This is a genomic window from Pseudomonas sp. B21-035, assembly GCF_024748945.1.
Lineage (GTDB): Bacteria > Pseudomonadota > Gammaproteobacteria > Pseudomonadales > Pseudomonadaceae > Aquipseudomonas.
The window spans coordinates 730627-752261 of record NZ_CP087179.1 but is presented as its reverse complement, the minus strand read 5'-3'; the positions used below and the strand labels follow the sequence as shown (position 1 = coordinate 752261).

The 21635-nt window shown below is 64.0% G+C and carries 22 protein-coding genes and 1 pseudogene; 13 read left to right on the top strand and 10 right to left on the bottom strand.

Translation table 11 applies throughout. The annotated features are described in order from the left end of the window. Window positions 1-17 precede the first annotated feature (17 nt). Both LOY22_RS26980 and LOY22_RS26975 read left to right on the top strand, forming a co-directional pair. Window positions 18-1082, top strand: a pseudogene (locus LOY22_RS26980) (methyl-accepting chemotaxis protein); the annotation flags it as partial. Further along, window positions 1074-1937 carry a methyl-accepting chemotaxis protein gene (locus LOY22_RS26975; RefSeq protein ID WP_371128692.1) on the top strand — a complete coding sequence of 288 codons (864 nt, stop codon included), beginning with the start codon at window positions 1074-1076 and terminating at the stop codon, window positions 1935-1937. The pseudogene LOY22_RS26980 and the gene LOY22_RS26975, both read left to right, overlap by 9 nt. 69 nt (window positions 1938-2006) lie before the next feature. Here the strand turns inward: LOY22_RS26975 and ggt are convergent, their stop codons facing one another. The 3 genes from ggt to LOY22_RS03310 all read right to left on the bottom strand — a co-directional run bounded on the left by ggt (window position 2007) and on the right by LOY22_RS03310 (window position 5346). Continuing rightward, a complete protein-coding gene (gene ggt / locus LOY22_RS03320; protein ID WP_093387817.1) occupies window positions 2007-3674 on the bottom strand; it encodes a gamma-glutamyltransferase in 1668 nt (555 codons plus the stop codon). A gap of 117 nt (window positions 3675-3791) precedes the next feature. Next, window positions 3792-4688, bottom strand: coding sequence for a LysR family transcriptional regulator (locus LOY22_RS03315; RefSeq protein ID WP_045195847.1), 897 nt, complete (start codon window positions 4686-4688; stop codon window positions 3792-3794). Between the two features lie 67 nt (window positions 4689-4755). Continuing rightward, on the bottom strand, window positions 4756-5346 hold the full coding sequence (locus LOY22_RS03310; RefSeq protein ID WP_045195845.1) for an NAD(P)H-dependent oxidoreductase: 591 nt from the start codon (window positions 5344-5346) through the stop codon (window positions 4756-4758). A gap of 191 nt (window positions 5347-5537) precedes the next feature. On the opposite strand from LOY22_RS03310, the gene LOY22_RS03305 reads away from it, so the two are divergent. Next, complete coding sequence (locus LOY22_RS03305) at window positions 5538-5852, top strand: putative quinol monooxygenase (RefSeq protein ID WP_093387814.1); 315 nt, start codon at window positions 5538-5540, stop codon at window positions 5850-5852. On the opposite strand, the gene LOY22_RS03300 is transcribed toward LOY22_RS03305, so the two are convergent. Next, window positions 5842-6606, bottom strand: a complete 765-nt coding sequence (locus tag LOY22_RS03300; RefSeq protein WP_258596336.1) for a sulfite exporter TauE/SafE family protein — start codon at window positions 6604-6606, stop codon at window positions 5842-5844. The genes LOY22_RS03305 and LOY22_RS03300 overlap by 11 nt on opposite strands. Window positions 6607-6683: 77 nt before the next feature. Between LOY22_RS03300 and LOY22_RS03295 the strand changes: the two genes are divergently transcribed. From LOY22_RS03295 to LOY22_RS03265, 7 genes are read left to right on the top strand one after another with little or no spacing between them, the layout of a single operon-like run. Beyond that, window positions 6684-7616: a LysR substrate-binding domain-containing protein gene (locus LOY22_RS03295; protein WP_045195838.1), complete on the top strand. Its 933-nt coding sequence runs from the start codon at window positions 6684-6686 to the stop codon at window positions 7614-7616. Window positions 7617-7663: 47 nt separating this feature from the next. Next, window positions 7664-8269, top strand: coding sequence for a CDP-alcohol phosphatidyltransferase family protein (locus tag LOY22_RS03290; RefSeq protein WP_045195837.1), 606 nt, complete (start codon window positions 7664-7666; stop codon window positions 8267-8269). Between the two features lie 30 nt (window positions 8270-8299). Beyond that, entirely contained in the window at window positions 8300-10054 is a 1755-nt protein-coding gene (locus LOY22_RS03285) for a bifunctional alpha/beta hydrolase/class I SAM-dependent methyltransferase (protein WP_258596334.1), read from the top strand. Beyond that, entirely contained in the window at window positions 10054-11373 is a 1320-nt protein-coding gene (locus LOY22_RS03280; RefSeq protein WP_093387800.1) for a phosphatase PAP2/dual specificity phosphatase family protein, read from the top strand. The genes LOY22_RS03285 and LOY22_RS03280 overlap by 1 nt, the downstream gene beginning before the upstream one ends. Then, a complete protein-coding gene (locus tag LOY22_RS03275) occupies window positions 11370-11828 on the top strand; it encodes a hypothetical protein (protein WP_093387797.1) in 459 nt (152 codons plus the stop codon). The genes LOY22_RS03280 and LOY22_RS03275 overlap by 4 nt, the downstream gene beginning before the upstream one ends. An 11-nt stretch (window positions 11829-11839) precedes the next feature. Then, window positions 11840-12463 carry a 1-acyl-sn-glycerol-3-phosphate acyltransferase gene (locus LOY22_RS03270; protein WP_093387795.1) on the top strand — a complete coding sequence of 208 codons (624 nt, stop codon included), beginning with the start codon at window positions 11840-11842 and terminating at the stop codon, window positions 12461-12463. 1 nt (window position 12464) lies between these two features. Then, window positions 12465-13397, top strand: a complete 933-nt coding sequence (locus LOY22_RS03265) for a phosphatidate cytidylyltransferase (protein ID WP_045195828.1) — start codon at window positions 12465-12467, stop codon at window positions 13395-13397. A 3-nt stretch (window positions 13398-13400) separates the two neighbouring features. On the opposite strand, the gene LOY22_RS03260 is transcribed toward LOY22_RS03265, so the two are convergent. After that, entirely contained in the window at window positions 13401-14159 is a 759-nt protein-coding gene (locus LOY22_RS03260) for a TSUP family transporter (protein WP_045196566.1), read from the bottom strand. A 102-nt stretch (window positions 14160-14261) separates the two neighbouring features. Between LOY22_RS03260 and LOY22_RS03255 the strand changes: the two genes are divergently transcribed. Both LOY22_RS03255 and LOY22_RS03250 read left to right on the top strand, forming a co-directional pair. After that, window positions 14262-15170, top strand: coding sequence for a LysR family transcriptional regulator (locus LOY22_RS03255; RefSeq protein ID WP_258596320.1), 909 nt, complete (start codon window positions 14262-14264; stop codon window positions 15168-15170). 105 nt (window positions 15171-15275) lie between these two features. Further along, window positions 15276-15620 carry a cupin domain-containing protein gene (locus LOY22_RS03250; protein WP_258596319.1) on the top strand — a complete coding sequence of 115 codons (345 nt, stop codon included), beginning with the start codon at window positions 15276-15278 and terminating at the stop codon, window positions 15618-15620. Between the two features lie 101 nt (window positions 15621-15721). On the opposite strand, the gene mmsB is transcribed toward LOY22_RS03250, so the two are convergent. Beyond that, window positions 15722-16609, bottom strand: a complete 888-nt coding sequence (gene mmsB / locus LOY22_RS03245; RefSeq protein WP_258596317.1) for a 3-hydroxyisobutyrate dehydrogenase — start codon at window positions 16607-16609, stop codon at window positions 15722-15724. Between the two features lie 10 nt (window positions 16610-16619). Continuing rightward, window positions 16620-18146: a CoA-acylating methylmalonate-semialdehyde dehydrogenase gene (locus LOY22_RS03240; RefSeq protein ID WP_093387789.1), complete on the bottom strand. Its 1527-nt coding sequence runs from the start codon at window positions 18144-18146 to the stop codon at window positions 16620-16622. 136 nt (window positions 18147-18282) lie between these two features. Here LOY22_RS03240 and LOY22_RS03235 point away from each other — a divergent pair, with 136 nt between their 5' ends. Further along, window positions 18283-19230 (top strand): LysR family transcriptional regulator, encoded by a 948-nt coding sequence (locus LOY22_RS03235; RefSeq protein ID WP_045195818.1) that lies wholly within the window; start codon window positions 18283-18285, stop codon window positions 19228-19230. On the opposite strand, the gene LOY22_RS03230 is transcribed toward LOY22_RS03235, so the two are convergent. The 3 genes from LOY22_RS03230 to LOY22_RS03220 are packed head-to-tail and all read right to left on the bottom strand — an operon-like array spanning window position 19231 to window position 21578. Next, the gene (locus LOY22_RS03230; RefSeq protein ID WP_371128691.1) at window positions 19231-19722 is read right to left on the bottom strand and encodes an OmpA family protein; all 492 of its coding nucleotides are present in this window, start codon (window positions 19720-19722) and stop codon (window positions 19231-19233) included. 12 nt (window positions 19723-19734) lie between these two features. Further along, window positions 19735-21006: a diguanylate cyclase domain-containing protein gene (locus LOY22_RS03225; protein WP_045195816.1), complete on the bottom strand. Its 1272-nt coding sequence runs from the start codon at window positions 21004-21006 to the stop codon at window positions 19735-19737. Beyond that, window positions 21003-21578 (bottom strand): YfiR family protein, encoded by a 576-nt coding sequence (locus tag LOY22_RS03220; RefSeq protein WP_045195814.1) that lies wholly within the window; start codon window positions 21576-21578, stop codon window positions 21003-21005. The genes LOY22_RS03225 and LOY22_RS03220 overlap by 4 nt, the downstream gene beginning before the upstream one ends. Between the last annotated feature and the right edge of the window lie 57 nt (window positions 21579-21635).

Below are 21635 nucleotides of genomic sequence, written 5' to 3'. Positions count from 1 at the left end.
GTTCCTGGAGGGATTGCATGAATAGCTGGTTTGCCAACATCAGCGTCAACCTGAAACTCGGCCTGGGCTTTGGCCTGGTGCTGTTGCTGACCGGCCTGCTGGCCCTGACCGGCTGGAATAGCCTGGGCAGCCTGATCGATCGCAGCAACTGGATGAGCGACATTACCCAGCTCAACAGTGACCTGACCAACCTGCGCATCACCCGCCTGCAGTACATGCTGACCAATGGCGACGACGCCGCGGCCGGCAACGTCCAGGTCAAGCTCAATGCCTTCAGCGAGCAGCAGCAAAAACTGCTCAAGAGCTTCAAGAGCCCGGAGAACATCAAGCTGCTCCAGGAGCTGGGCCAGACCATCAGCGAATACCAGGTGTCGATCAACAAGATGCGCGCCGGTTACAAGACCAGCCTGGCCGCACGCGACTCGATGAACCAGGCCGCAGCCCGCGCTATCGAACTGATCGAAGCGATCAACCGCGACGTGCTGGCCCTGCCCGAGGGTGACGCCAGCCGCCTGGAGCAGTTCCGCACCATCACCCAGGCCAAGGAGCAACTGCTGCTGGTTCGCCTGGCCGTGCGCAGCTACATCGCCGACATCAGCAGCGAGACCGAGCAACTGGCCCTGCGTCAGCTCGATACCGCCCTGGCCGAAATCGCCGGCCTGAACCGCCAGATGCCAGGCGAAGCGACGCGCATCAAGCAGTTTGAATCCGCAGTGATGGCCTACCGTGACGCTGTACGCCAGTTCCGCGACGCCACTGCCGATATCGCCGTAGCGCGTCAGGAAATGACCGTTCAAGGCGCCGATATCGTCAAGACCAGCGACGCCCTGTACCAGATCCAGCTGGACCGCCGCGACAGCGAGAGCACCCAGGCCCGCTCCCTGCAGCTGACGGCCACCTTGCTGGCACTGCTGGTCGGCATCCTGGCTGCGGTAATCATCACCCGTCAGATCACTCGCCCGTTGCGTGAAACCCTGGCCGTGGTCGAGAAGATCGCCGCCGGCGACCTGACCCATAACATGCGCGTCACCCGCCGTGACGAACTGGGCGTGTTGCAGCAAGGCATCCAGCGCATGGGCTCGACCCTGCGTGACCTGATCACCGGCATCCGCGACGGCGTCACCCAGATCGCCAGCGCTGCCGAAGAACTCTCGGCTGTTACCGAAGAGACCAGCGCCGGGGTCAACAGCCAGAAAGTTGAAACCGACCAGGTCGCCACCGCCATGCACGAAATGGCCGCCACCGTGCAGGAAGTTGCGCGCAATGCCGAGCATGCTTCCGAGGCTGCCACCGAAGCCGATGGTCAGGCCCGTGCCGGTGACCAGGTTGTCGCCGAAGCGATCAGCCAGATCGAACGCCTGGCCGAAGAGGTGCACCGCTCCACCGAGGCCATGGGCCTGCTGCAACAGGAAAGCCAGAAGATCGGCAGCGTCATGGACGTGATCAAGTCGGTGGCCGAGCAAACCAACCTGCTGGCCCTCAACGCGGCCATCGAAGCGGCCCGCGCCGGTGAAGCAGGGCGTGGTTTTGCCGTGGTCGCCGACGAAGTTCGCGGCCTGGCCCAGCGTACGCAGAAGTCCACCGAAGAGATCGAAGAGCTGGTCGCCGGCCTGCAGAGCGGTACCCAGCAGGTGGCCAATGTCATGCTTGGCAGCCGCAACCTGACCGACAGCAGCGTCGAGCTGACCCGCAAGGCCGGTGCTTCGCTGGAAAGCATCACGCGTACGGTGTCGAACATTCAGTCGATGAACCAGCAGATTGCGGCGGCGGCGGAGCAACAGAGCGCAGTGGCCGAACAGATCAGCCGCAGCATTCTCAATGTTCGCGATGTGTCCGAGCAGACCGCCGCGGCCAGTGACGAGACCGCGGCGTCGAGTGTTGAACTGGCGCGGCTGGGCAACCAGTTGCAGACCATGGTCAGCCACTTCCGCGTTTAAACGCATCGCGGGTCAAGCCCGCTCCTACAGGTTTGTAGGAGCGGGCTTGACCCGCGATCAACTCAACACCTATTTAACGATCTGCCCTACCCCCCGCCCACGCGGATCGGAAGCGGTTTCCAGCGCCGTGCCATTAACCCGGATCGCCTGGATGTCGCCCATCTCCCAACCCTGATCTTCCAGGGTGTAGCCCATCTTCTTCAGCTCTTCAGCAACCTTGCCGTTAAGCGGTGCAAAAGCATCGAAATAAATCGTGTCCTTGGGCAGCAACTGGTGATGCACGCGCTGCGCAGCCACGGCTTTTTCCAGCGGCAGGTTGTAGTCATAGAGGTTGTTCAACACCTGGAAGATCGAGGTAAAAATCCGCGAACCACCGGGGGTACCCAGTACCAGGGTGACATTGCCATCGCGGGTCACCAGGCTCGGGCTCATCGACGACAGCATGCGCTTGCCCGGCTCGATCGCGTTGGCGTCGCCACCGACCACCCCAAAGGCGTTGGCCACGCCCGGCTTGGAGCTGAAGTCGTCCATTTCGTCGTTGAGCAAAAAGCCTGCGCCCTTGACCACCACACCGCTGCCGTAGTCCCAGTTCAGGGTGTAGGTGTTGCTGACCGCATTACCGTCCTTGTCGACGATGGAGAAGTGCGTGGTCTGGTGTGGTTCAAGGCCAGGGCGGACTTTCTCGGTGTCCGAGATGGCCGTCGGGTTGACCTCCTGGGCGCGCTTGGCGATGTAGTCCTTGGCGATCAGTTGCTCGACCGGCACCTTGGAGAACGCCGGGTCGCCAAGGTAGTCGGCGCGGTCGGCGAACACGCGTTTTTCGATCTCGGCCAGCAGGTGGATGTAGCGCGCCGAGTTCAGCTCGACGCCCTTGAAGTCGGCGGCGCGCGCTTCCTTGATGCCCAGCAGCTGGGCCAGGGCGATGCCGCCCGAACTTGGCAGCGGCGCGGTATAGACCGTGTTGCCACGCCAGTCGATCTTCATCGGCTCGCGCCAGACGGCTTTGTAGTCCTTGAGGTCGTCCTTGCTGATCAGGCCCTTGTCGGCCTGCATCTGCGCCACCAGCAGGTCGGCGGTCTTGCCCTGGTAGAACTCGCTGACACCCTTGTCGGCAATGCGCTCCAGGGTTTGCGCCAGCTCCGGCTGCTTGAAAGTCTCGCCGACTTTCATGCTGCCGAAATAGTCGTTGAAGTTGGTGCTGTCCTTGAACAGGCCCAGGGCGTCTTCGCGGTACTGGTACTGTTTGGAGGCGACCTTGAAGCCGTTCTTGGCATAACCGACCGCCGGGGTCAGCAGTTCGGCCCACGGCAGCTTGCCGAATTTCTGATGCGCCTCCCACAGCCCCATCACCGTACCGGGCACGCCGGCAGCGCGGGAACCGACCAGGCTGAGGTTCTCGATGATCTCGCCCTTGTCGTCCAGGTACATGTTGCGGCTGGCGGCCTTCGGCGCGGTTTCGCGGTAGTCGAGGAAGTAGGCCTTGCCGTCGACATACAGGGTCATGAAACCACCACCACCGATGTTGCCCGCCTCGGGGTAGGTGACCGCCAGGGTGAAGGCGGTGGCCACGGCCGCATCCACCGCGTTGCCGCCTTTTTTCAGGATATCGGCGGCGACCTGTGCACCATATTGATCGGGTGCCGCAACTGCACCGCCCTCCAGGGTAACCGCGTAAGCCGCGTTACTGGCGAGGATCGCGGCGCCGAGGGCCAGGGATCGGAACATCACAACGCGCATGAGAGCTTCCTTAGTGTTGTTTTCGTTGAACAGCCATTAAGGCTGATGTCAGACGAGTTATCAAACACCGTAGGAGTTTTCGCCGCGCATAGGCAGAAGCTGTCGCAGATGGACGCTTCAGCAGGCGTAGATCGCCAGCTTGTTCTGAATGAAATCGAGAAAGCACTGGATGCGCAGCGCCAGCTGGGTGTTGCGGTAGTACACCGCATTGATCGGCTGGCGATAGCCGCTGTTGTGCTCGGCCAGGAGCACCTGCAGGCGCCCGCTGCGGATGTCTTCATGGGTCATGAAGTGCGACAGGCAGACGATGCCCTCACCGGCCAAGGCCAGTTCGCGCAGGGTTTCACCGCTGGAGGCCGACAGCGCCGGGCGGATCAGCAGGCGGTCGCCTTCGGCATGGCGCAGCGGCCAGTGGTTGAGGGTTTCGGTCTGGGTAAAGCCAAGCAGCGCGTGGCCTTGCAGGTCTTCAACCCGCTCGGGCGTGCCATGCCGGGCCAGGTACTCGGGGCTGGCCAGCAGGTTCAACGGGCTGCAACCGAGGGCGCGGGCATGCAGGCTGGAGTCGGCCAGCTCGCCGATGCGAATGGCGACGTCGGTGCTCTGCTCGATCAGGTCGATGATCAGGTCGCTGGTGTTGAGCTCCAGTTGGATCTGCGGGTACAGCGCGCGAAACTCACCGACCCAGGGCACGATGGCGTGGAGCATGAACGGCAGCGCGGCGTTGATGCGCAAGCGCCCGGACGGCGTCTGGTGGTGCACCGACAGGTGCTCTTCGAGCTCGTCCATCTGCTGCAGGATCGACTTGGCCCGCTCGAAGAAAAACCGCCCTTCTTCGGTCAGGTCCATGCGCCGGGTGGTGCGGTTGATCAGGGTGGTGCCGAGCTTGGTTTCCAGGCGCGACAGGGTGCGGCTGATCGCCGACGGCGTCTGCCCGCCCTGCTCGGCGGCCGCGGAAATCGAGCCGCACTCGATCACCGAGACGAACACCTGCAATTCATCGGACCTGGCTTTCACGGCTGTACCCCGGGGTTGGCAACAGCCGTGATAGATAGCCGCTTGGCGCGGCTTGCGCAAGGCTTCATCAGGCCTGGGTCTGGAAAACCTCGGCCAGGTGCTGCTCGTAGGCGGCCACAGCGGCCTCGACGTTGGGGCGTTTCATCACATCCACCGCAAGGTAAGTCGGCAGGCCGCTCATGCCGAGGAACTGGTTGGCCTTGTGGAACGGGAAGTACACCGCGTCCACGCCCTTGCCTTCGAAGAAGTCGGCCGGGTCGTCAAACGCCTGCTGCGGTGCGTTCCAGGTCAGCGACAGCATGTACTGTTTGCCCTGGATCAGGCCACCGCTGCCGTACTTTTGCGACGCATCGGAACGGGTGCGGCCGTCGTTGGCGTAGAGGCTGCCATGGCCAGCAGTGAAGACTTCGTCCAGGTACTGCTTGACGGTCCAGGGGGCGCCCATCCACCAGCCGGGCATCTGATAGATGATGACGTCGGCCCAGAGAAATTTCTGCACTTCTTCGGCGTTGTCGTAGCCGCCATCGATGTAGGTGGTTTTCACATCGAACCCTGCGCGGTCCAGGAAGGCCAGCGCGGCTTCGTGCAGGGTTTCGTTCAGGCGGCCATCGGAGTGGGCGAACTTCTTGCCACCGTTGAGCAACAGGACTTTTTTCATGGGGTGCCTCATCTATGTTCGATCAGGGGCAAAGAAGCCTGTGACCGAGTGAATTTGATGGCGGCAGATTAGAGGCAGGCCTCGCGGGGAAACAGCCGTGCCGGGGCAAAATACATTTGCCTAAAAAGCACGAATCAAACGCTTATTGTTGCCATAGAATCGTTTCACTTCTTCCATTTAGAGGCATCTCCATGAGCGAGCAGTACGGTTTCATCCTCAAAGCCAAGACCCGACCGCAAATGTCCGAAGCCTTCGAAACGCTGTTTCGCGCCTACGTCGAGCCCAGCCGCCAGGAACCGGGCTGCATCGAATACCACATGCTGCGCGACCAGCAGGACCCAAGCCTGTTTGTGTTCTACGAGATCTGGGCCAGCAAGGCCGCACTGGATGTGCACTCGGCCCTGCCGCACATGGCGGCGTTCTTCGAAAAACGCATGGACTACCTGGAGCGCGACTTCGATATTCAGCTGATCGAAATGCTCAGCCCCTCCTCGGCTAGCCGTTGAGCAACAGGTGCGTGCCGAGCAGCGCCAGGCCGATAAAGAAGCAGCGCTTGAACAGCACCGCACTAATGCGCTGACGCAGCCACTGGCCGCCGAGCATGCCCAGCAGCGCCGGCGCCAGCACCAGCATTGACGCGCCCAGGGCCTGGGCGCCGAGCGCATCCTGGCCGGCCAGGCCAATTGCCAGGGCCAGGGTCGAGACGCTGAATGACAGGCCCAGGGCCTGGACCATTTCCTCGCGACTCAGGCCCAGGCTTTGCAGATAAGGCACTGCGGGAATCACAAAGACTCCGGTGGCCGCCGTGATCACCCCGGTGATCAGCCCGCAAAAAGGCCCGATCCAGGACTCATGCGCAGGCGCCAGGCTCAGCCCGTGGCCGAGCAGGCCGTACAACGCATACACCAGCAACGCCCCACCCAAGGCATGTGCCGCCCAGGCGCCACTGTTGATGCCCAGCCAGGCGCTACCGAGCAAGGTGCCGATAAAGATCAGCGCCAGCATCGGCCACAGCCGTTTCAGCAAGGCGCGCAGGTGCCCGCCAAAGGCCAGTTGCCAGAGGTTGGTCAGGGTCGAAGGCACAATCAGCAAGGCCGCTGCCTGCGCCGGAGACATAGCCATGCCGAGCAGGCCCATGGCGATGGTCGGCAGGCCAAGGCCGATCACACCCTTGACCGCACCGGCCAGCACGAAGGTGACAATGACCAGCAGCGACAGCGCTGGACCGATATCCTGATAGAAGCCAAAGAAGGTAGTCATGGCACTATCCTGCACCCTGCCACCCAGGCTGAAAATCTGCCATATACTCAGCCAGACTATTGCCCAGGAAGAGGCTGATGCATTTCGACCTGATTGACCTGCGCCTGTTCCAGCACACCCTGGAGTGCGGCAACATCACCGCCGGCGCCCAGCGCAGCCACCTGTCGCTGCCCGCCGCCAGCGCGCGCATCCGCGCCATGGAAAGTTCGCTGGGTACGCCGCTGCTTGAACGCAACCGTCGCGGGGTGCAGGCCACGCCTGCCGGGCAGGCGCTGCTGCAGCATGCGCGGCTGATCGCCCAGCAGGTCGAGCGCCTGCAGTTCGACCTCGGGCAATACGCCCAGGGCCTGCAGGGCCAGGTGCGGCTGTTGTGCAATACCGCAGCGCTGACCGAATACCTGCCGGAATTGCTCGCCGGGTTTCTCCGGCAATACCCGGCCATCGATATCGACATCCACGAACTGCCGAGCCTGCGCATCGTCCAGGCCATCACCCAGGGCGTGGCCGATATCGGCATCATCTCCAGCGCGGTGGCCAGCGAACACCTGCAAACCCTGGCGTTTCGCGACGACCCGCTGATGTTGATCATGCCGCCCGCCCATCCGCTGGCCGCCAACCCCAACCTGCGCTTTGCCGACACCCTCGGCCACGGCTACGTTGGCCTGCAGGCCGACAGCGCCCTGGCCCTGCACCTTGAAGAACAAGCCCTGCATCTGGGCCGGCGCCTGCAGGTGCGGGTGCGCGCCGAAGGGTTTGACGGGGTGATCCGCATGGTCGCCCACGGCGCTGGCCTGGGCATCGTGCCGATGGCCGCGGTGCAGCGCTGGCAGGGGCTATTGCCGTTGCACAGCCTGGCGCTGAACGAGCCCTGGGCAAAACGCCAGCTTCGCCTGTGCAGCCGGGATTTTGCCAGCCTGCCCGGGCATGCCCAGGCCTTGATCGACTGCCTGAGTGCCAGCGCTATTGCTCCGGCAGGGGCAATCCACCGACAATCGCCCCCGCGGACCTAGCTGTTGCTGCACTGATCGCCAACCGAGTCGTAAAAGGGAGTTTCACCGTGCCGTCGATCTACCAGCTCAAACCCCGCTTCCAGGCGCTGTTGCGCCCGACGGTCGAGCGCCTGTACCAACGCGGCGTCACTGCCAACCAGGTAACCCTGAGCGCCGCCGTGGTTTCCGTTCTGCTCGGCCTGTTGCTGGCCTGGCTGCCACACCTCACCTGGCTGTTCGCCCTGGTGCCGGTATGGATGCTGCTGCGCATGGCCCTCAATGCCATCGACGGCATGCTCGCCCGCGAATTCGGCCAGCAATCGAAGCTCGGCGCCTACTACAACGAACTCTGCGACCTGGTCGCCGACAGCGCCCTGTACCTGCCCTTCGCGCTGCTGCCGGGGGTGTCGTCGGCGCTAGTGGTGATCGTCGTGCTGGCGGCGCTGATCAGCGAATACGCCGGGGTCATGGGCCCGTTGGTCGGCGCTGAACGCCGCTACGACGGCCCGATGGGCAAAAGCGACCGGGCCTTTGCCTTCGGCGTGCTCGGTGCCGGCGTTGCCAGCGGCCTGTTGCCGGCCAGCTGGCTCAACGGCGTGCTGCTGGTGATCTTGCTGCTCTCGCTCTATACCCTCTACAACCGGGTCAGCCGCGGTCTGGCGCAAACCCGCTGAAGCACTTTGTGCCAGATAAGGATATTTGCCATGCGCAACGCGCAATCGCTGCACTTCACCACCCACGACGGCGTCGAACTGCATTACCGCCACTGGCCCGCCGACGTTGCTGACGACCAGCCACGGCGTGCCGTGGTGTTGTTCCACCGCGGCCACGAACACGGCGGGCGCATGGCCCATCTGGCCGATGAGCTGCAACTGCCCGACCACGACTTCTTCGCCTGGGACGCCCGTGGCCACGGCCAGTCGCCCGGCGCCCGTGGCGACAGCCCAAGCTTTGCCTGCAGCGTGCGCGACGTGCAGACCTTCATCGAGCACATCGCCCGCGAGCACGGCATCGCCGAAGAGGACATGGCGGTGCTGGCGCAAAGCGTCGGCGCCGTACTGATCGCCACCTGGGCCCACGACTACGCGCCCAAGGTACGCTGCCTGGTACTGGCCTCGCCGGCCTTCAAGGTCAAGCTCTACGTGCCTTTCGCCCGCCCGGGGCTGAAGCTGATGCGCGCCTGGCGCGGCAACTTCTTCGTCAACAGCTACGTCAAGCCGCGCCTGCTCAGCCACGACCCCGAGCGCATCGCCTCGTACGAAAGCGACCCGCTGATCAGCCGGCCGATTTCGGTGACCATGCTGCTTGGCCTGTATGAAGCCGCCGACCGCGTGGTGGCCGATGCCCAGGCGATTCAGGTGCCGACCCAGCTGTTGATTTCCGGCGCCGATTTCGTGGTCAAGCGCAAACCCCAGGAGCAGTTCTTCGAACGCCTGGGCAGCGTGCACAAAGAGAAACACATCCTCCCCGGATTCTTCCACGACACCCTTGGCGAGCGTGACCGCAGCCATGCCCTGGCGCGGATCCGGCGGTTTATCGAGCACTGCTTCAGCCTGGCGCCGCAGCGCCCTTCTCTGCTCGCTGCCGACCAACTGGGCGCCAGCTGCGCCGAAGCCGAAAGCCTGGCCGCGCCGCTGCCGCGCAACTCGCCGGCCGATCTTTACTGGCGCGCCACCCGCGCCGGCCTGCGGCTGGGCAAGGGTTTGTCGGACGGGGTCAAGCTGGGCTTTGACACCGGCTTCGACTCGGGCAGCACGCTGGACTACATCTACCGCAACCAGCCCACCGGCAAGGGCGCGATCGGGCGCATGATCGACCAGAACTACCTCAACGCCATCGGCTGGCGCGGCATCCGCCAGCGCAAACTGCATGTCGAAGAGCTGCTGCGCCTGGCCATCGAACGCCTGCGCGAACAGGGCAAGCCGGTGGATATCGTCGATATCGCTGCCGGCCATGGCCGCTACATCCTCGAAGCGTTGCAGGGCCTGGAACGCAAGCCGGAGTCGATCCTGCTGCGCGACTACAGCGAGCTCAATGTCCAGCAGGGCAGCGCGCTGATCGCCGAAAAGGGCCTGGCCGACATTGCCCGCTTCGTCCAGGGTGATGCCTTCGATGCCCAGAGCCTGGCCAGCCTCGATCCACGCCCGACCCTGGCGGTGGTTTCGGGCCTGTATGAGCTGTTCGCCAGCAACCAGATGGTTGGCGACTCCCTGAGCGGCCTGGCCCAGGCGGTGGAGCCCGGTGGTTACCTGGTGTACACCGGCCAGCCCTGGCACCCGCAGCTGGAGATGATCGCCCGCGCCCTGACCAGCCACCGCGCCGGCCAGGCCTGGGTGATGCGCCGGCGCAGTCAGGTGGAAATGGACCAACTGGTCGAGGCGGCCGGCTTTCGCAAGGTCTGCCAGCGTATTGATGAGTGGGGCATCTTCAGCGTCAGCCTGGCCCAGCGGGTCGTTTGATGAGCACGGCACGCGAGCCAGGCTTGATCAAGCGCGGGGTGCTCTGGCTGCTGTTGCTGGGGCCGTTGTTCTTTCTCAGCTACGGCCTGACCAACACCTACACCGCCGGGCGCAGCGACGTCGGCAGCCTGGTGTTCGCCTGGGAAGGCCATATCCCGCTGTGGCCCTGGACCATCATCCCCTACTGGTCGATCGACCTGCTTTACGGGCTGTCGTTCCTGTTGCCGCTAAGTCGCCTGGAGATGGACCGCCACGCCCTGCGCCTGCTCAGTGCGCAAGTCATCTGCATCCTCGGGTTTCTGCTCTGGCCGTTGCGTTTTACCGTCGAGCGGCCCGCGCTGGATGGCCTGTTCGGCTGGCTGTTCGATGTGCTGATGGGCTTTGACAAACCCTTCAACCAGGCACCATCACTGCACATCGCCTTGCTGGTGATCATCTGGGCGATGTTTGCCCGGCATATCCACGCCAGGCTGCCGCGCTTGCTGGTGCATGGCTGGATGGCGTTGATCGGCGTGTCGGTGCTGACCACCTGGCAACACCACTTTATCGACCTGCCCAGCGGCGCGCTGGTGGGGATGCTGTGTTGCTGGCTGTGGCCGGTTGCGGGTCAGCCGGTACTGCGCCCTATGCAACTTGCCCGTGATCCGCAGCGCTGGCGCCTGGCCTTGCGTTACTTCGCCGGCGCCGCCCTGCTGGGTGGTCTGGCGTTGTACCTTGCAGGCGTTGCCCTGTGGTTGTTGTGGCCGGCGGTGGCGCTGCTGGTGGTGGCACTCAACTACGCGCAACTGGGCGCCGAAGGTTTTCAGAAAGGCGCCGACGGCCAGCTGTCGTACGCCACGCGCTGGCTGCTGGCGCCCTACCTGATCGGCGCCTGGCTCAATTCGCGCTGGTGGACCCGGCGCCATCCGCAAGCGGATGAAGTTTGCGACGGCGTGTACCTGGGGCGGATTCCGGGCAAGGGGCAAGCGGCGCAGTTCGCCGCCATCGTCGACCTGTGCGCCGAACTACCCGCCTCGGTTGCCCCGGGCCAGGCTTATCGTGCGCTGCCCAGCCTCGACCTGGTGGTGCCCACGGCCGAGCGCTGCCGGGAAGCGGCGGCGGCCATCGAACAGCTGCGTGCCCAGGGCCCGGTGCTGGTCTGTTGCGCGCTCGGTTATTCGCGAAGCGCCAGCGCCGTAGCCGCCTGGCTGGTGCTCAGCGGCCGTTGCGCCGATGCCGGGCAAGCGCAACAGCGCATCAGCCAGGCTCGCCCTGGGGTGGTCCTGCACCCGCAGCACCTGCGGGTAATCGAACGCCTGCAAACGGAGCCTTGCCTGTGAGCGATGAAATCCACCTGGCCGTGGTTGCCAGCCTGCTCAAGCGCGGCCGCCAGGTCGAGCGCCTGGCCGACGGCATCAGCCTGCTGGCGGTGCTGCTTGGCCTGGCGGCGCTGCTGATCGGCTCGCCTGCCCCGGGATACTGCGCAGTACTGAGCGGCCTGTTGTTGCTGGCAGGCTTGCTGCAAAAGTTCTTTGCCATGCGCGTCGCGCTGGACGCCGACCTGTTTGCGCACCTGGCCACGCGCAGCGATCAGCTTGGGCAACACACCCAGGCGCTGGACCAGTCGTTGTTCAGCCTGGGCCTGAAAGCCAACCCGGCCGATAACCGCGACTGGCAGGCACGCGGCCTGGCGACGCTGGGCCTGCTGCGCAAACAACTGCTGTGCTTTGCCGTACAGGCCGTGCTGGCGCTGGTCGGCATTTTGCTTTTGCCCTTGCTTCATTTCGCCGGATAAGGACCTTGCCCATGCTTGCTGCCCTCACCGCCTTTGCCATCACCTCGGTCGCCCGCCTGATCACCGGCGCCCGCGCCTTGTGGCTGGGCTGCACGCCGCAACCGGTGCAACGGCTGTACTACGCCAACCACAGCAGCCACGGCGACTTCGTGCTGATCTGGGCCTCGCTGCCCCAGCCGCTGCGCCAGCACACGCGGCCGGTGGCCGGTGCCGATTACTGGCAAAAACCCGGCATTCGTCAATTCCTGATCAAGCGGGTGTTCAATGGCGTGCTGATCGATCGCCAGCACAACGACGCCCAAAGCAATCCCCTGCAACCTATCCAGGATGCGCTGGCCCAGGGCGATTCGCTGATCTTCTTCCCCGAAGGCACGCGCAACCTCAGCGACGAACCGTTGCTGGCGTTCAAGAGCGGCCTGTTTCACCTGGCCAGCGCCCACCCGCAGGTCGAGGTGATCCCGGTGTGGATCGCCAACCTCAACCGGGTCATGCCCAAGGGCCGCGCCCTGCCGCTGCCCTTGCTGTGCACCCTGAGCTTTGGTGAGCCGCTGCACCTGCAAGCGGACGAAAGCAAGCACGCGTTTCTCGACCGGGCCCGCCAGGCCCTGTTGGCCCTGGCCCCGAAGGAATCCTGAGATGGACAACAACACCCTTTCGCTGTTCGCCGGCATCGGCGGCCTGCTGCTGCTCGCCAGCCTGATCGGCCGCCTGCTCAAATGGCGCGCCGGCCCCGCCCCCCACGCGGTAATCGACAACCTCAACGCGCGGATCAACGCCTGGTGGGTGATGGTCCTGGTCATCGGCCTGGCGTTTCTGTTCGGCAAGCTGGGCGTGATCCTGCTGTTCTATTGCGTGTCGTTTTACGCCTTGCGTGAATTCCTCACCCTGACACCCACCCGGCGCAGCGACTACCCGGCACTGGTCGCGGCCTTTTACGTCGCCCTGCCGGTGCAGTACCTGTTGATCGCCATGGACTGGTACGGGCTGTTCAGCATTTTCATCCCGGTCTACCTGTTCCTGCTGCTGCCGATTCTCGCCAGCTTCGGCGGCGACACTACGCGCTTTTTGGAGCGTGCCTCGAAGGTGCAGTGGGGCTTGATGATCGCGGTCTACTGCCTGTCTTCGGTACCGGCCTTGATGACCCTGGACATCCCCGGATACGAAGGCCGCAACCTGCTGCTGATCGCCTGGCTGATCCTCGTGGTGCAGATCTCCGATGTGCTGCAGTACGTCTGCGGCAAGCTGTTCGGCAAGCACAAGGTGGCGCCGAAGCTGTCGCCGTCAAAGACCGTCGAAGGCCTGGTTGGCGGCGTGGCCCTGGCCACCCTGATTGGCGCCACCCTGTGCTGGATCACGCCGTTCAGCTTCTGGCAGGCGGCGCTGATGGCCTTGACCGTCAACCTCATGGGCTTTGCCGGCGGCCTGGTGATGTCGGCGATCAAGCGCGATCGCGGCGTCAAGGACTGGGGCCACATGATCGAAGGCCACGGCGGCATGCTCGACCGCATGGACTCGGTATGCTTCGCCGCGCCGGTGTTCTTCCACTTCGTGCGTTACTGGTGGGCGTAAGCGTTATACCAACAGATCGTAGGACAGCTTGCCGATCAGTATCAGCAGCAACACCAGGAACAGCGCGCGCACGAAGGGTACGCCCTTGCGCACTGCCAGCCAGGTGCCAGTCAGCGCGCCAAGGATGTTGAAGGCGGCCATGGGAATGGCGATCAGGTAGAGCACGTTGCCGGTGGGAATGAAGAACATCAGTGCGGCGACGTTGGTGGCGATGTTCACCAGTTTCGCCGACGCCGAGGCATGCAGGAAGTCGAAGGCGAAGCAGCGAATGAACAGGAAGATCAGAAAGCTGCCGGTGCCCGGTCCGAACAGGCCATCGTAGAAACCGATGGCGCCGCCGATGACGATCGCCAGCAATTTTTCGCGGGTGCCGATGCGCATCGGTTTGTGCAGGGCACCGAAGTCCTTTTTCCAGAAGGTGTAGATCGCCATCAGCACGATCAACACCAGTACCGCCGGGCGCATCAGCCCTTGCGGCACCAGCGATACCGTGGCGGCGCCGACGAAGGCCATGGCAAAGGCCGCACAGGCCGCCGGAACCACCAGCCCCCAGTCGATCACCACCTTGCGCACGAACGAGCGGGCGGCAAACGCCGTGCCGCAGGCCGAGGCAACCTTGTTGGTGCCCAGCAAGGCAGCCGGGGGCGATGCTGGCAGCACGTTGAACAGCGCCGGAATCTGGATCAGCCCGCCACCACCGACTGCCGCATCGATCAGCCCGGCGGCAAAGGCAAACACGCAAAGCACAACGATATCGACCATGGGTTTCAGGCTCTGGCAGTCAAAGAAGGGCGCGCCAAGGTTAACCAACGGCCGGGTTTTGTGTTGCAATGCCATATTGCAAAAACTGCAACGAGGTAGTGCATGGCCCTGGATATGCTCGCGGAGCTGGAAGCCTTCGCAATGGTTGCCCGCAAGCGCAGCTTCGTCGCTGCGGCACGCGCTCTGGGGCGCTCGCCCAGTGCTGTAACCCGCGCTGTGCAGGCCCTTGAGGAAAACGCCGGGGCCAAGCTGTTCAACCGCTCGGCCAATGCCGTGAGCCTTACCGAGGCCGGCGAGCGCCTGCTGCCCTATGCCGACAAAATGCTTGATCTGCAACGTGAGGCCGATGAGGAGCTGGCCGGGCTCAGCGGCCTGGCCTCCGGCTGGGTGCGGTTCTGCGCCCCCGAATCACTGGCGCCGGTATTGCCTGGCCTGATTGCGCGATATGGCGAACGCTACCCGCAGGTGAACGTCGATGTGATCTTCAGCGACGAGCCGATCGACCCGGCCAAGAGCAAACTGGACTTCGCCATTCGTGGCGCCTTTGCCCAGGACAGCGAACTGATCGGTTATCCGCTGTGGCGCTACTCGCGCTCCCTGTATGCCAGCCCTGCCTACCTGCAAAAACACGGCATGCCCGCCTCAATCGAGGCGCTGGAAGCACACGCGCTGATCCTGCATACCGCGCCGCGGATCCTCAAGGAATGGCAGTTTCGCAGCGCCGACCAGGCCGTCAGCCTGCGGGTGCATCCAAAGTTTCGCTTCAGCTCCGGGATCGCTGTATTCCAGGCCGCCCTGGCCGGCGTCGGCATCGCCCGCCTGGCCGACTGGCTGGCCGAACCCGAGGTGCAGGCCGGGCGCTTGCAGCGGGTTTGTGCCGAGTACCGGCTGACCGCCAGCAACGGCGACAGCCCACAAATGCACGCGGTGTACCCGGCCGGCAGCTTGCCGCAGCGAGTCAAGGCGCTGCTGGAAGTGATCCGCGGTTTTGGTGACAGCCTCGAGCGCTAATCGAAGGTTTGCGCTCCCAGACAGCCAAAGGTCGAGACCAGACATCTGCCCGGCGCCGATCGCGCCTATGGTGATGGACCTTTGAGTCATCCTCTGGAGCCTGGAATGTCCGATTTCATCACCGTGTTGCGCGAGACCTGCCCTACCCCCGTGCTGGATGCGACCAAGTGGCAACGCATCGGCGGCGACCCGCACACCGTCAACCTCAACGCCTATGTGTCGGCCGATGGCAGCAAGATCATGGGCACCTGGATCTGTACGCCGGGCAAGTTCCAGGTCCATTACCAGAAGTGGGAGTATTGCCACTTCCTCGACGGCTACTGCGTGATCACCCCGGAAGGTGAGCAGCCGGTACATTTGAAGGCCGGTGACGTGTTCGTCATCGAACCTGGGATGAAAGGCACCTGGGAGGTGGTGGAGACGGTGCGCAAGTACTTCGTTTTTGCCTGACCGTTGGGGCCGCCTTGGCAGCCCATCGCTGGCAAGGCCAGCCCCCACAGAATGATGTGTGCGCAGTACCTGTGGGAGCCAGCCTTGCTGGCGATGCTCTTTTACTCGGGCTTGCGATAACCTTCGACAATCGCCGAGAAATCCTTGCCACCCTCGCCGCGCAAACTCATGGCCTGGTACAGCTGCTGGGCCACCGCGCCGAGAATCACCGGCTGGTGCGCCTGACGCGCGGCTTCTGTCGCCAGGCCCAGGTCCTTGAGCATCAGCTCGGCACCAAAGCCACCGGTATAGCCGCGCGATGCCGGGGCCGTGTCGATGATGCCCGGCCACGGGTTGTAGGTGTCCGAACTCCAGCAACGGCCGGTCGAGCTGTTGATGATCCCGGCCAGCACCTTGGTGTCGATCCCCAGCGCGTTGCCCAACGCCATGGCTTCGGACACGCCGATCATCGAGATACCCAGTAGCAGGTTGTTGCAGATCTTGGCGATTTGCCCGGTGCCGACCTCACCGCAATGGACGATGTTGCGCCCCATCTGCGCCAGCACCGGCTGCAAGGTGGCGAACAGCGTGTCGCTGGCGCCGACCATGAAGGTCAGGGTGCCGGCTGCGGCACCGCCGGTACCACCGGACACCGGCGCATCGGCAAGGTCAACGCCCTGTTTGGCCACTGCGGCCGCTACGTCACGGGCGGTCTGCGGGTCGATGGTGCTGCAGTCGACCACCGGGGTCCCGGCCTTTACCCCGGCCAGCACGCCATCTTCGTTGAGGTACACGCCGCGCACATGGGCGGCGGCCGGCAGCATGGTGATCACCAGTTCGCTCTGCTGCGCGGCATCGCGCGGCGAGCTGCTGATCTGCCCGCCGAGCTCGGCAAGCTCTGCCAGCACGGTCTTGTTCAGGTCGAACAGGTTCAGCTGATGCCCGGCCTTGATCAGGTTGCGGGCCATGGGCGCGCCCATGTTGCCAAGGCCGATGAATGCAATACGCATGATGAGCTCCTTAGCGCAGGCTGATGGTGGTGTTCACGCCATCGTTGACGCTGTCATCATCAAACCAGCGGCTGGTGACGGTCTTGGTCTGAGTGTAGAACTGCACCACTTGTTTGCCGTACGGGCCCAGATCGCCGAGCTTGGAGCCGCGCGAGCCGGTGAAGCTGAAGAACGGTACCGGCACCGGGATCGGGATGTTGATGCCGACCTGGCCGACGTCGATCTCGTTCTGGAACTTGCGCGCCGCCGCGCCGCTCTGGGTGAACAGGCCAGTGCCGTTGCCGAAGGGGTTGCGGTTGACCAGGGCGATGGCTTCGTCGAGGGTGTCGACTTCCAGCACCACCAGCACCGGGCCGAAGATTTCCTGGGTGTAGATCTGCATGTCGGTGGTCACCCCGGAGAACAGGGTCGGGCCGACGAAGTTGCCCTGCTCGTAGCCCGGCACGCTGACCTCGCGGCCGTCGAGCTCGAGCGTGGCGCCTTCCTTGATACCGCTTTCGATCAGGCCCAGCACCCGCTCCTTGGCGCGCTTGGAAATCAGCGGGCCGACATCGGTGCCCGGCTCGCTGCCAGCGTTGACCTTGAGTTTGCAAGCCAGCTCCTTGAGCTCCGGCAGCCACTCGCGGGCCTTGCCCACCAGCACCGCCACCGAGGTGGCCATGCAGCGCTGGCCGGCCGCGCCGAAACCGGCACCAACCAGGGCATTGAGGGTTTGCGTGCGATTGGCGTCCGGCAGCACCACGGCGTGGTTCTTGGCGCCCATCATCGATTGCACGCGCTTGCCGTGCTGCCCCGCCAGGTTATAGACGTGGGTGCCGACCTCGGTGGAGCCAACGAAAGAGATCGCCTTGATATCGGTATGGGTGCACAGCGCATCGACCACCTGCTTGCCACCATGGACGACGTTGAGCACGCCGGCCGGCACACCGGCTTCGACCGCCAGCTCCACCAGCAGCATGGTCGACAGCGGGTCCTGTTCGGACGGTTTGAGCACGAAGGTGTTGCCGCAGACGATGGCCATCGGGAACATCCACAGCGGGATCATCGCCGGGAAGTTGAACGGGGTGATACCGGCGCAGACGCCGATCGGCTGGCGCAGGGTGTAGGTGTCGACGCCACCGGCAACGTTTTCGGCGAACTCGCCCATCTGCAAGGTGCCGATGCTGCAGGCATGCTCGACCACTTCCAGGCCGCGGAAGATATCGCCTTCGGCGTCGGCAATGGTCTTACCCTGTTCAGCGCTGAGGACTACGGCGATGCGCTTGGAGTGTTCGCGGATCAGCGCCTGCAGCTTGAGCATGATGCGCATGCGCGCGCCGATCGGGGTGTCGCGCCAGGTCTTGAACGCACGCTGGCCGGCGGCGATGGCGGCGTCGACTTCTTCGGCGGTGGCGAAGGGGACGCGGGCCAGCACTTGCTGGGTGGCCGGGTTGACCACGTCGCGCCATTCGCTGGTTTTCGATTCGACCCATTGGCCGTCGATCAGCAGCTTGACCTGCTCGACCTTGGTCTGGCCGGGAGTAAGGGATGCGTTCATGTGCGTTCTCCTGAAATTGTTGTTAGGGAGAGATCGACGCCACCGGGTCAGCCACGGCGGGCGCTTGGGTCCAGGGCTTTTTTGGAGTATAGATGTGCAAACATCTAATAAGAACGCACATAAAAGCCGGACCAACATGCAAAAAAACATCACCTCCCTGGGGTCGCTGAACTGGGATGACCTGAAGTTTTTCCTTGAAGTGGCGCGTACCCGCAAGGCCAGTAGCGCGGCCAAACGCCTGGGCGTCGACTACACCACGGTGTCGCGGCGGATCAGTTCGCTGGAAGTGGCGCTGGGCACTCTGTTGTTCGAAAAGTCGCGGACCAACGGCTTTGTCCTCACCGCCGAAGGCCAGCGCCTGCTCAGCTATGCCGAATCCATCGAAAGCACCCTGCACATGGCTTGCGAGCAGGTTTCCGGCTCCGGCGTGGCGTTGTCGGGGCATGTACGCATGGGCTGCACCGAAGGATTTGGCAGCTTCTTCGTCACCCCGCAACTGAGCCATTTCGTTGATGCCTACCCGGCGATCTCGGTGGACATCCTGCCGCTGCCGCACTTCATCAGCCTGTCCAAGCGCGAGGCCGACATCGTCATCGCCCTCGAGCGCCCGGAACACGGGCCCTACGTGTGCTGCAAGCTGTGCGATTACCGCCTGCGCCTGTACGCCACCCAGGAATATCTGGACAGCCACGAGCCGATCACCCGCAGCAGCGACCTGGCCCGCCATCAGTTCATCAGTTATGTCGACGACCTGGCCTTCAGTTCCGAGCTCCTGTACCTGGCCAACCTGATTCCGGCCGCCAGCGCCAACCTGCGCAGTACCAGCGTGATCGCCCAGTATGTAGCGGCGCAGCAGGGCCGTGGCCTGGCGATCCTGCCGTGTTTTCTGGCCGCACAAGACCCGCGCCTGGTGGCGATTCTGCCGGAGGAGGTAGAGATTACCCGGCAGTTCTGGATGTACTGCCGGGAGGATTTGAGGAAGTTGAAGCGGATCACCCTGTTGTGGGATTACATCCGCGATGTCACCGAGCGCAACACCCCGCTGCTGATGGGCGAGTCGCGCGCGATGAGCTTTGCCGACTGATCAGTCGGAGGCGACCACGATCGACACCCGGCGGTTTTCCAGGCGTCCGGCGCGGGTGTCGTTGCTGGCCACCGGCTCGCTGCTGCCCAGGCCGCGGGTTTCGACGTTTTCCGGGCGCATGCCGACGCCGACCAGCACATTGGCCACGCTCTGTGCGCGGCGCTTGGACAGTTGTTCGTTGTAGGCCGCGCGGCCCGAGGCATCGGTATGGCCGTCGACCCGCACGCGCTGGATGTTCACCGACAGCAGCGACTTGCCGATGCGCTCGACAATCGTCCGGCTCTGGGCGTTGAGGGTGTCGACATCGCTGCCGAACAGCACTTTGCTCGACAGGCCGAACTCCCAGCCTTCATCGGTGAGCTGAAAGCCCTCCTGCTTGAGCAGGGCAATCTGTTCGGCGGTCAACCCTTTGGGTGGCACGCTCTGGCAGCCGCCCAGGGCGAACAAGGCCAGGGCCAGGCAGATAAAATGAAAACGTAGTCGTTGGCTCAAGTGAATCACGGTTCAGCTCCTGTTTTTTACATGATGAGCAGAGCGCTCCGGCTCTGCCATTTGCCCCTGGCCACGCAAGTTGCGCTTGGCCTGATACATCGCCGCATCAGCGGCATTGAGGAGGTCGGAAGGATTACCGCCGTCGTCGGGAAAATAGGCAATACCGATGCTCAGCGACGTGACGATGATCTGCCCTTCGCTCAGGCGGATTGGCAGTTTCATGCTGGCGGCAATCTTCTCGGCGATGCGCCGGGCGTCTTCGTGCGCGTGCAGTGGCGCCAGCAGCACGGCGAATTCGTCACCGCCCAGGCGAGCCACCAGATCATTTTCACGAAGCTGCGCACGCACCCGGGTGGCCACGCTGATCAGCACTTCATCGCCAGCGGCGTGGCCAAAGTTGTCGTTGACCTCCTTGAAGTTGTCGCTGTCGAGAAACAGCAAGGCCAGGTGTTCATTGTGCTTTTGCGCATTGCGCAGAGTGCGGCTCAGGCGGCCTTCGAAAAACGCCCGGTTCGGCAAGCCGGTGAGGCTGTCATGGCTGGCCTGGTGGGCCAGGCTTTCGTTCTCGCTCTGCAAGTGGCTCTGCCACGACTCCAGCTCGTCAAGCAAGGCGTTGAAGTCGTTGCCCAGCTCGTTGAGCTCGGCGATCTGCGCCGGTGGCACGCGGCGGTCGAAACTGCGCTCGCGGCGCGCGGCGTGGGCGACATTGGCCAGGCTGCGCAGCGGCCCGACGATGTCGCCGAACATTCGCCGCGACAGGTACAGCGCACTGAAGGCACTAAGCGCCGTGCACAACAGGATCCCGGCCAGGCCGCTGAGCAGGAAGCGCACCAGGCTGCCGCCCTGCCCCACCAGTTCGATACGCCCGACCTGCTGGCCCTGGTGCAGCACCGGCAGAATGATCGGCTCTTCCAGCAGGCTGCGGGCGATCAGTTGCTCGGTCTGCGCCAGCAGGCCGCTGTCATTGCGCTGCCAGCGCGCCAGCAGCTCGCCATTGTCGTCGAACACCTTGACGTCGGCGACTTCTTCCGTGGTGGCAATCAACGCCAGCGCTTCGTTGGCCGCTCCGGCGTCGTTGAATACCACTGCCGCTTCCACGGTGTAATTGATCGAACGGGCAATCAGGTGCAGGTTGTGATTGGCGTAAACGCGCAAGGCCAGCACGCCGAGCAGGGTCAGCGAGACCCCGGCAAGGCCGACGGCAAGCAGCGCCACGCTCAGGTGGCGGCGGCCAAGCACGGCACGCAGGGTCGGGCGCTCGCGCCCCTTGCCAAAGCCGATCATGGTTGCGCCGCCCGCCGCCGCGAGAGCTGCAGCACGCTGGGGTGGATGCGCACGCCGCTGCGCGCCACCGAGTCGAGGTTGACGTCGAACGCTACCTGGCGATCGCCGACCCGCAGGCAGAACAGGCTGCCGACTGTGCACGGGTCATCGGCCTCGCTCATGCTCAGCACCGGATGACCGCTCAACGCCGTGAACAACCGGCTACGTTCGTCCTGGCTGAGCTTGCCGATATAGATCGCATCGCACTCATTGGCGATGCGCGGGTCGCTGGCCAGCAAGCGGCGCACCAGCACCGGGCGACCGGTGGCCTGGGTGGTGCCTTTGACCAGATCGTCGGCATATTCGGTCGGGCCGATCAGGCACAGGCGCAGTTGTGCCGGCTCAACCGGCCAGCGTGCGTAACTGAGGATACCCAGCACAACCTGGGTGACTGCCTTGGCTCGCTGCTCGGCCAGGTTCGACGTGACCTCAGCCTCGGCACCGGCCTGCGCGGCGAACAGCAACAGCATCGCGGCCAGCAGCGAACGCGTCAGGCTCGTCACACGTCCCGATGTCGGGGCGGCCACATTCATGAGGGAAATCTCTTAAAACCACGCAGGATGATGCCGCAACGATAGCACAGAGGCCGA

Coding starts and splice junctions, on each gene's coding strand:
- LOY22_RS26975 (WP_371128692.1), top strand. CDS start 1,074: ATGGGCTCGACCCTGCGTGACCTGATCACCGGCATCCGCGACGGCGTC.
- ggt (WP_093387817.1), bottom strand. CDS start 3,674: ATGCGCGTTGTGATGTTCCGATCCCTGGCCCTCGGCGCCGCGATCCTC.
- LOY22_RS03310 (WP_045195845.1), bottom strand. CDS start 5,346: ATGAAAAAAGTCCTGTTGCTCAACGGTGGCAAGAAGTTCGCCCACTCC.
- LOY22_RS03305 (WP_093387814.1), top strand. CDS start 5,538: ATGAGCGAGCAGTACGGTTTCATCCTCAAAGCCAAGACCCGACCGCAA.
- LOY22_RS03300 (WP_258596336.1), bottom strand. CDS start 6,606: ATGACTACCTTCTTTGGCTTCTATCAGGATATCGGTCCAGCGCTGTCG.
- LOY22_RS03295 (WP_045195838.1), top strand. CDS start 6,684: ATGCATTTCGACCTGATTGACCTGCGCCTGTTCCAGCACACCCTGGAG.
- LOY22_RS03285 (WP_258596334.1), top strand. CDS start 8,300: ATGCGCAACGCGCAATCGCTGCACTTCACCACCCACGACGGCGTCGAA.
- LOY22_RS03280 (WP_093387800.1), top strand. CDS start 10,054: ATGAGCACGGCACGCGAGCCAGGCTTGATCAAGCGCGGGGTGCTCTGG.
- LOY22_RS03270 (WP_093387795.1), top strand. CDS start 11,840: ATGCTTGCTGCCCTCACCGCCTTTGCCATCACCTCGGTCGCCCGCCTG.
- LOY22_RS03265 (WP_045195828.1), top strand. CDS start 12,465: ATGGACAACAACACCCTTTCGCTGTTCGCCGGCATCGGCGGCCTGCTG.
- LOY22_RS03260 (WP_045196566.1), bottom strand. CDS start 14,159: ATGGTCGATATCGTTGTGCTTTGCGTGTTTGCCTTTGCCGCCGGGCTG.
- LOY22_RS03255 (WP_258596320.1), top strand. CDS start 14,262: ATGGCCCTGGATATGCTCGCGGAGCTGGAAGCCTTCGCAATGGTTGCC.
- LOY22_RS03250 (WP_258596319.1), top strand. CDS start 15,276: ATGTCCGATTTCATCACCGTGTTGCGCGAGACCTGCCCTACCCCCGTG.
- mmsB (WP_258596317.1), bottom strand. CDS start 16,609: ATGCGTATTGCATTCATCGGCCTTGGCAACATGGGCGCGCCCATGGCC.
- LOY22_RS03240 (WP_093387789.1), bottom strand. CDS start 18,146: ATGAACGCATCCCTTACTCCCGGCCAGACCAAGGTCGAGCAGGTCAAG.
- LOY22_RS03235 (WP_045195818.1), top strand. CDS start 18,283: ATGCAAAAAAACATCACCTCCCTGGGGTCGCTGAACTGGGATGACCTG.
- LOY22_RS03225 (WP_045195816.1), bottom strand. CDS start 21,006: ATGATCGGCTTTGGCAAGGGGCGCGAGCGCCCGACCCTGCGTGCCGTG.
- LOY22_RS03220 (WP_045195814.1), bottom strand. CDS start 21,578: ATGAATGTGGCCGCCCCGACATCGGGACGTGTGACGAGCCTGACGCGT.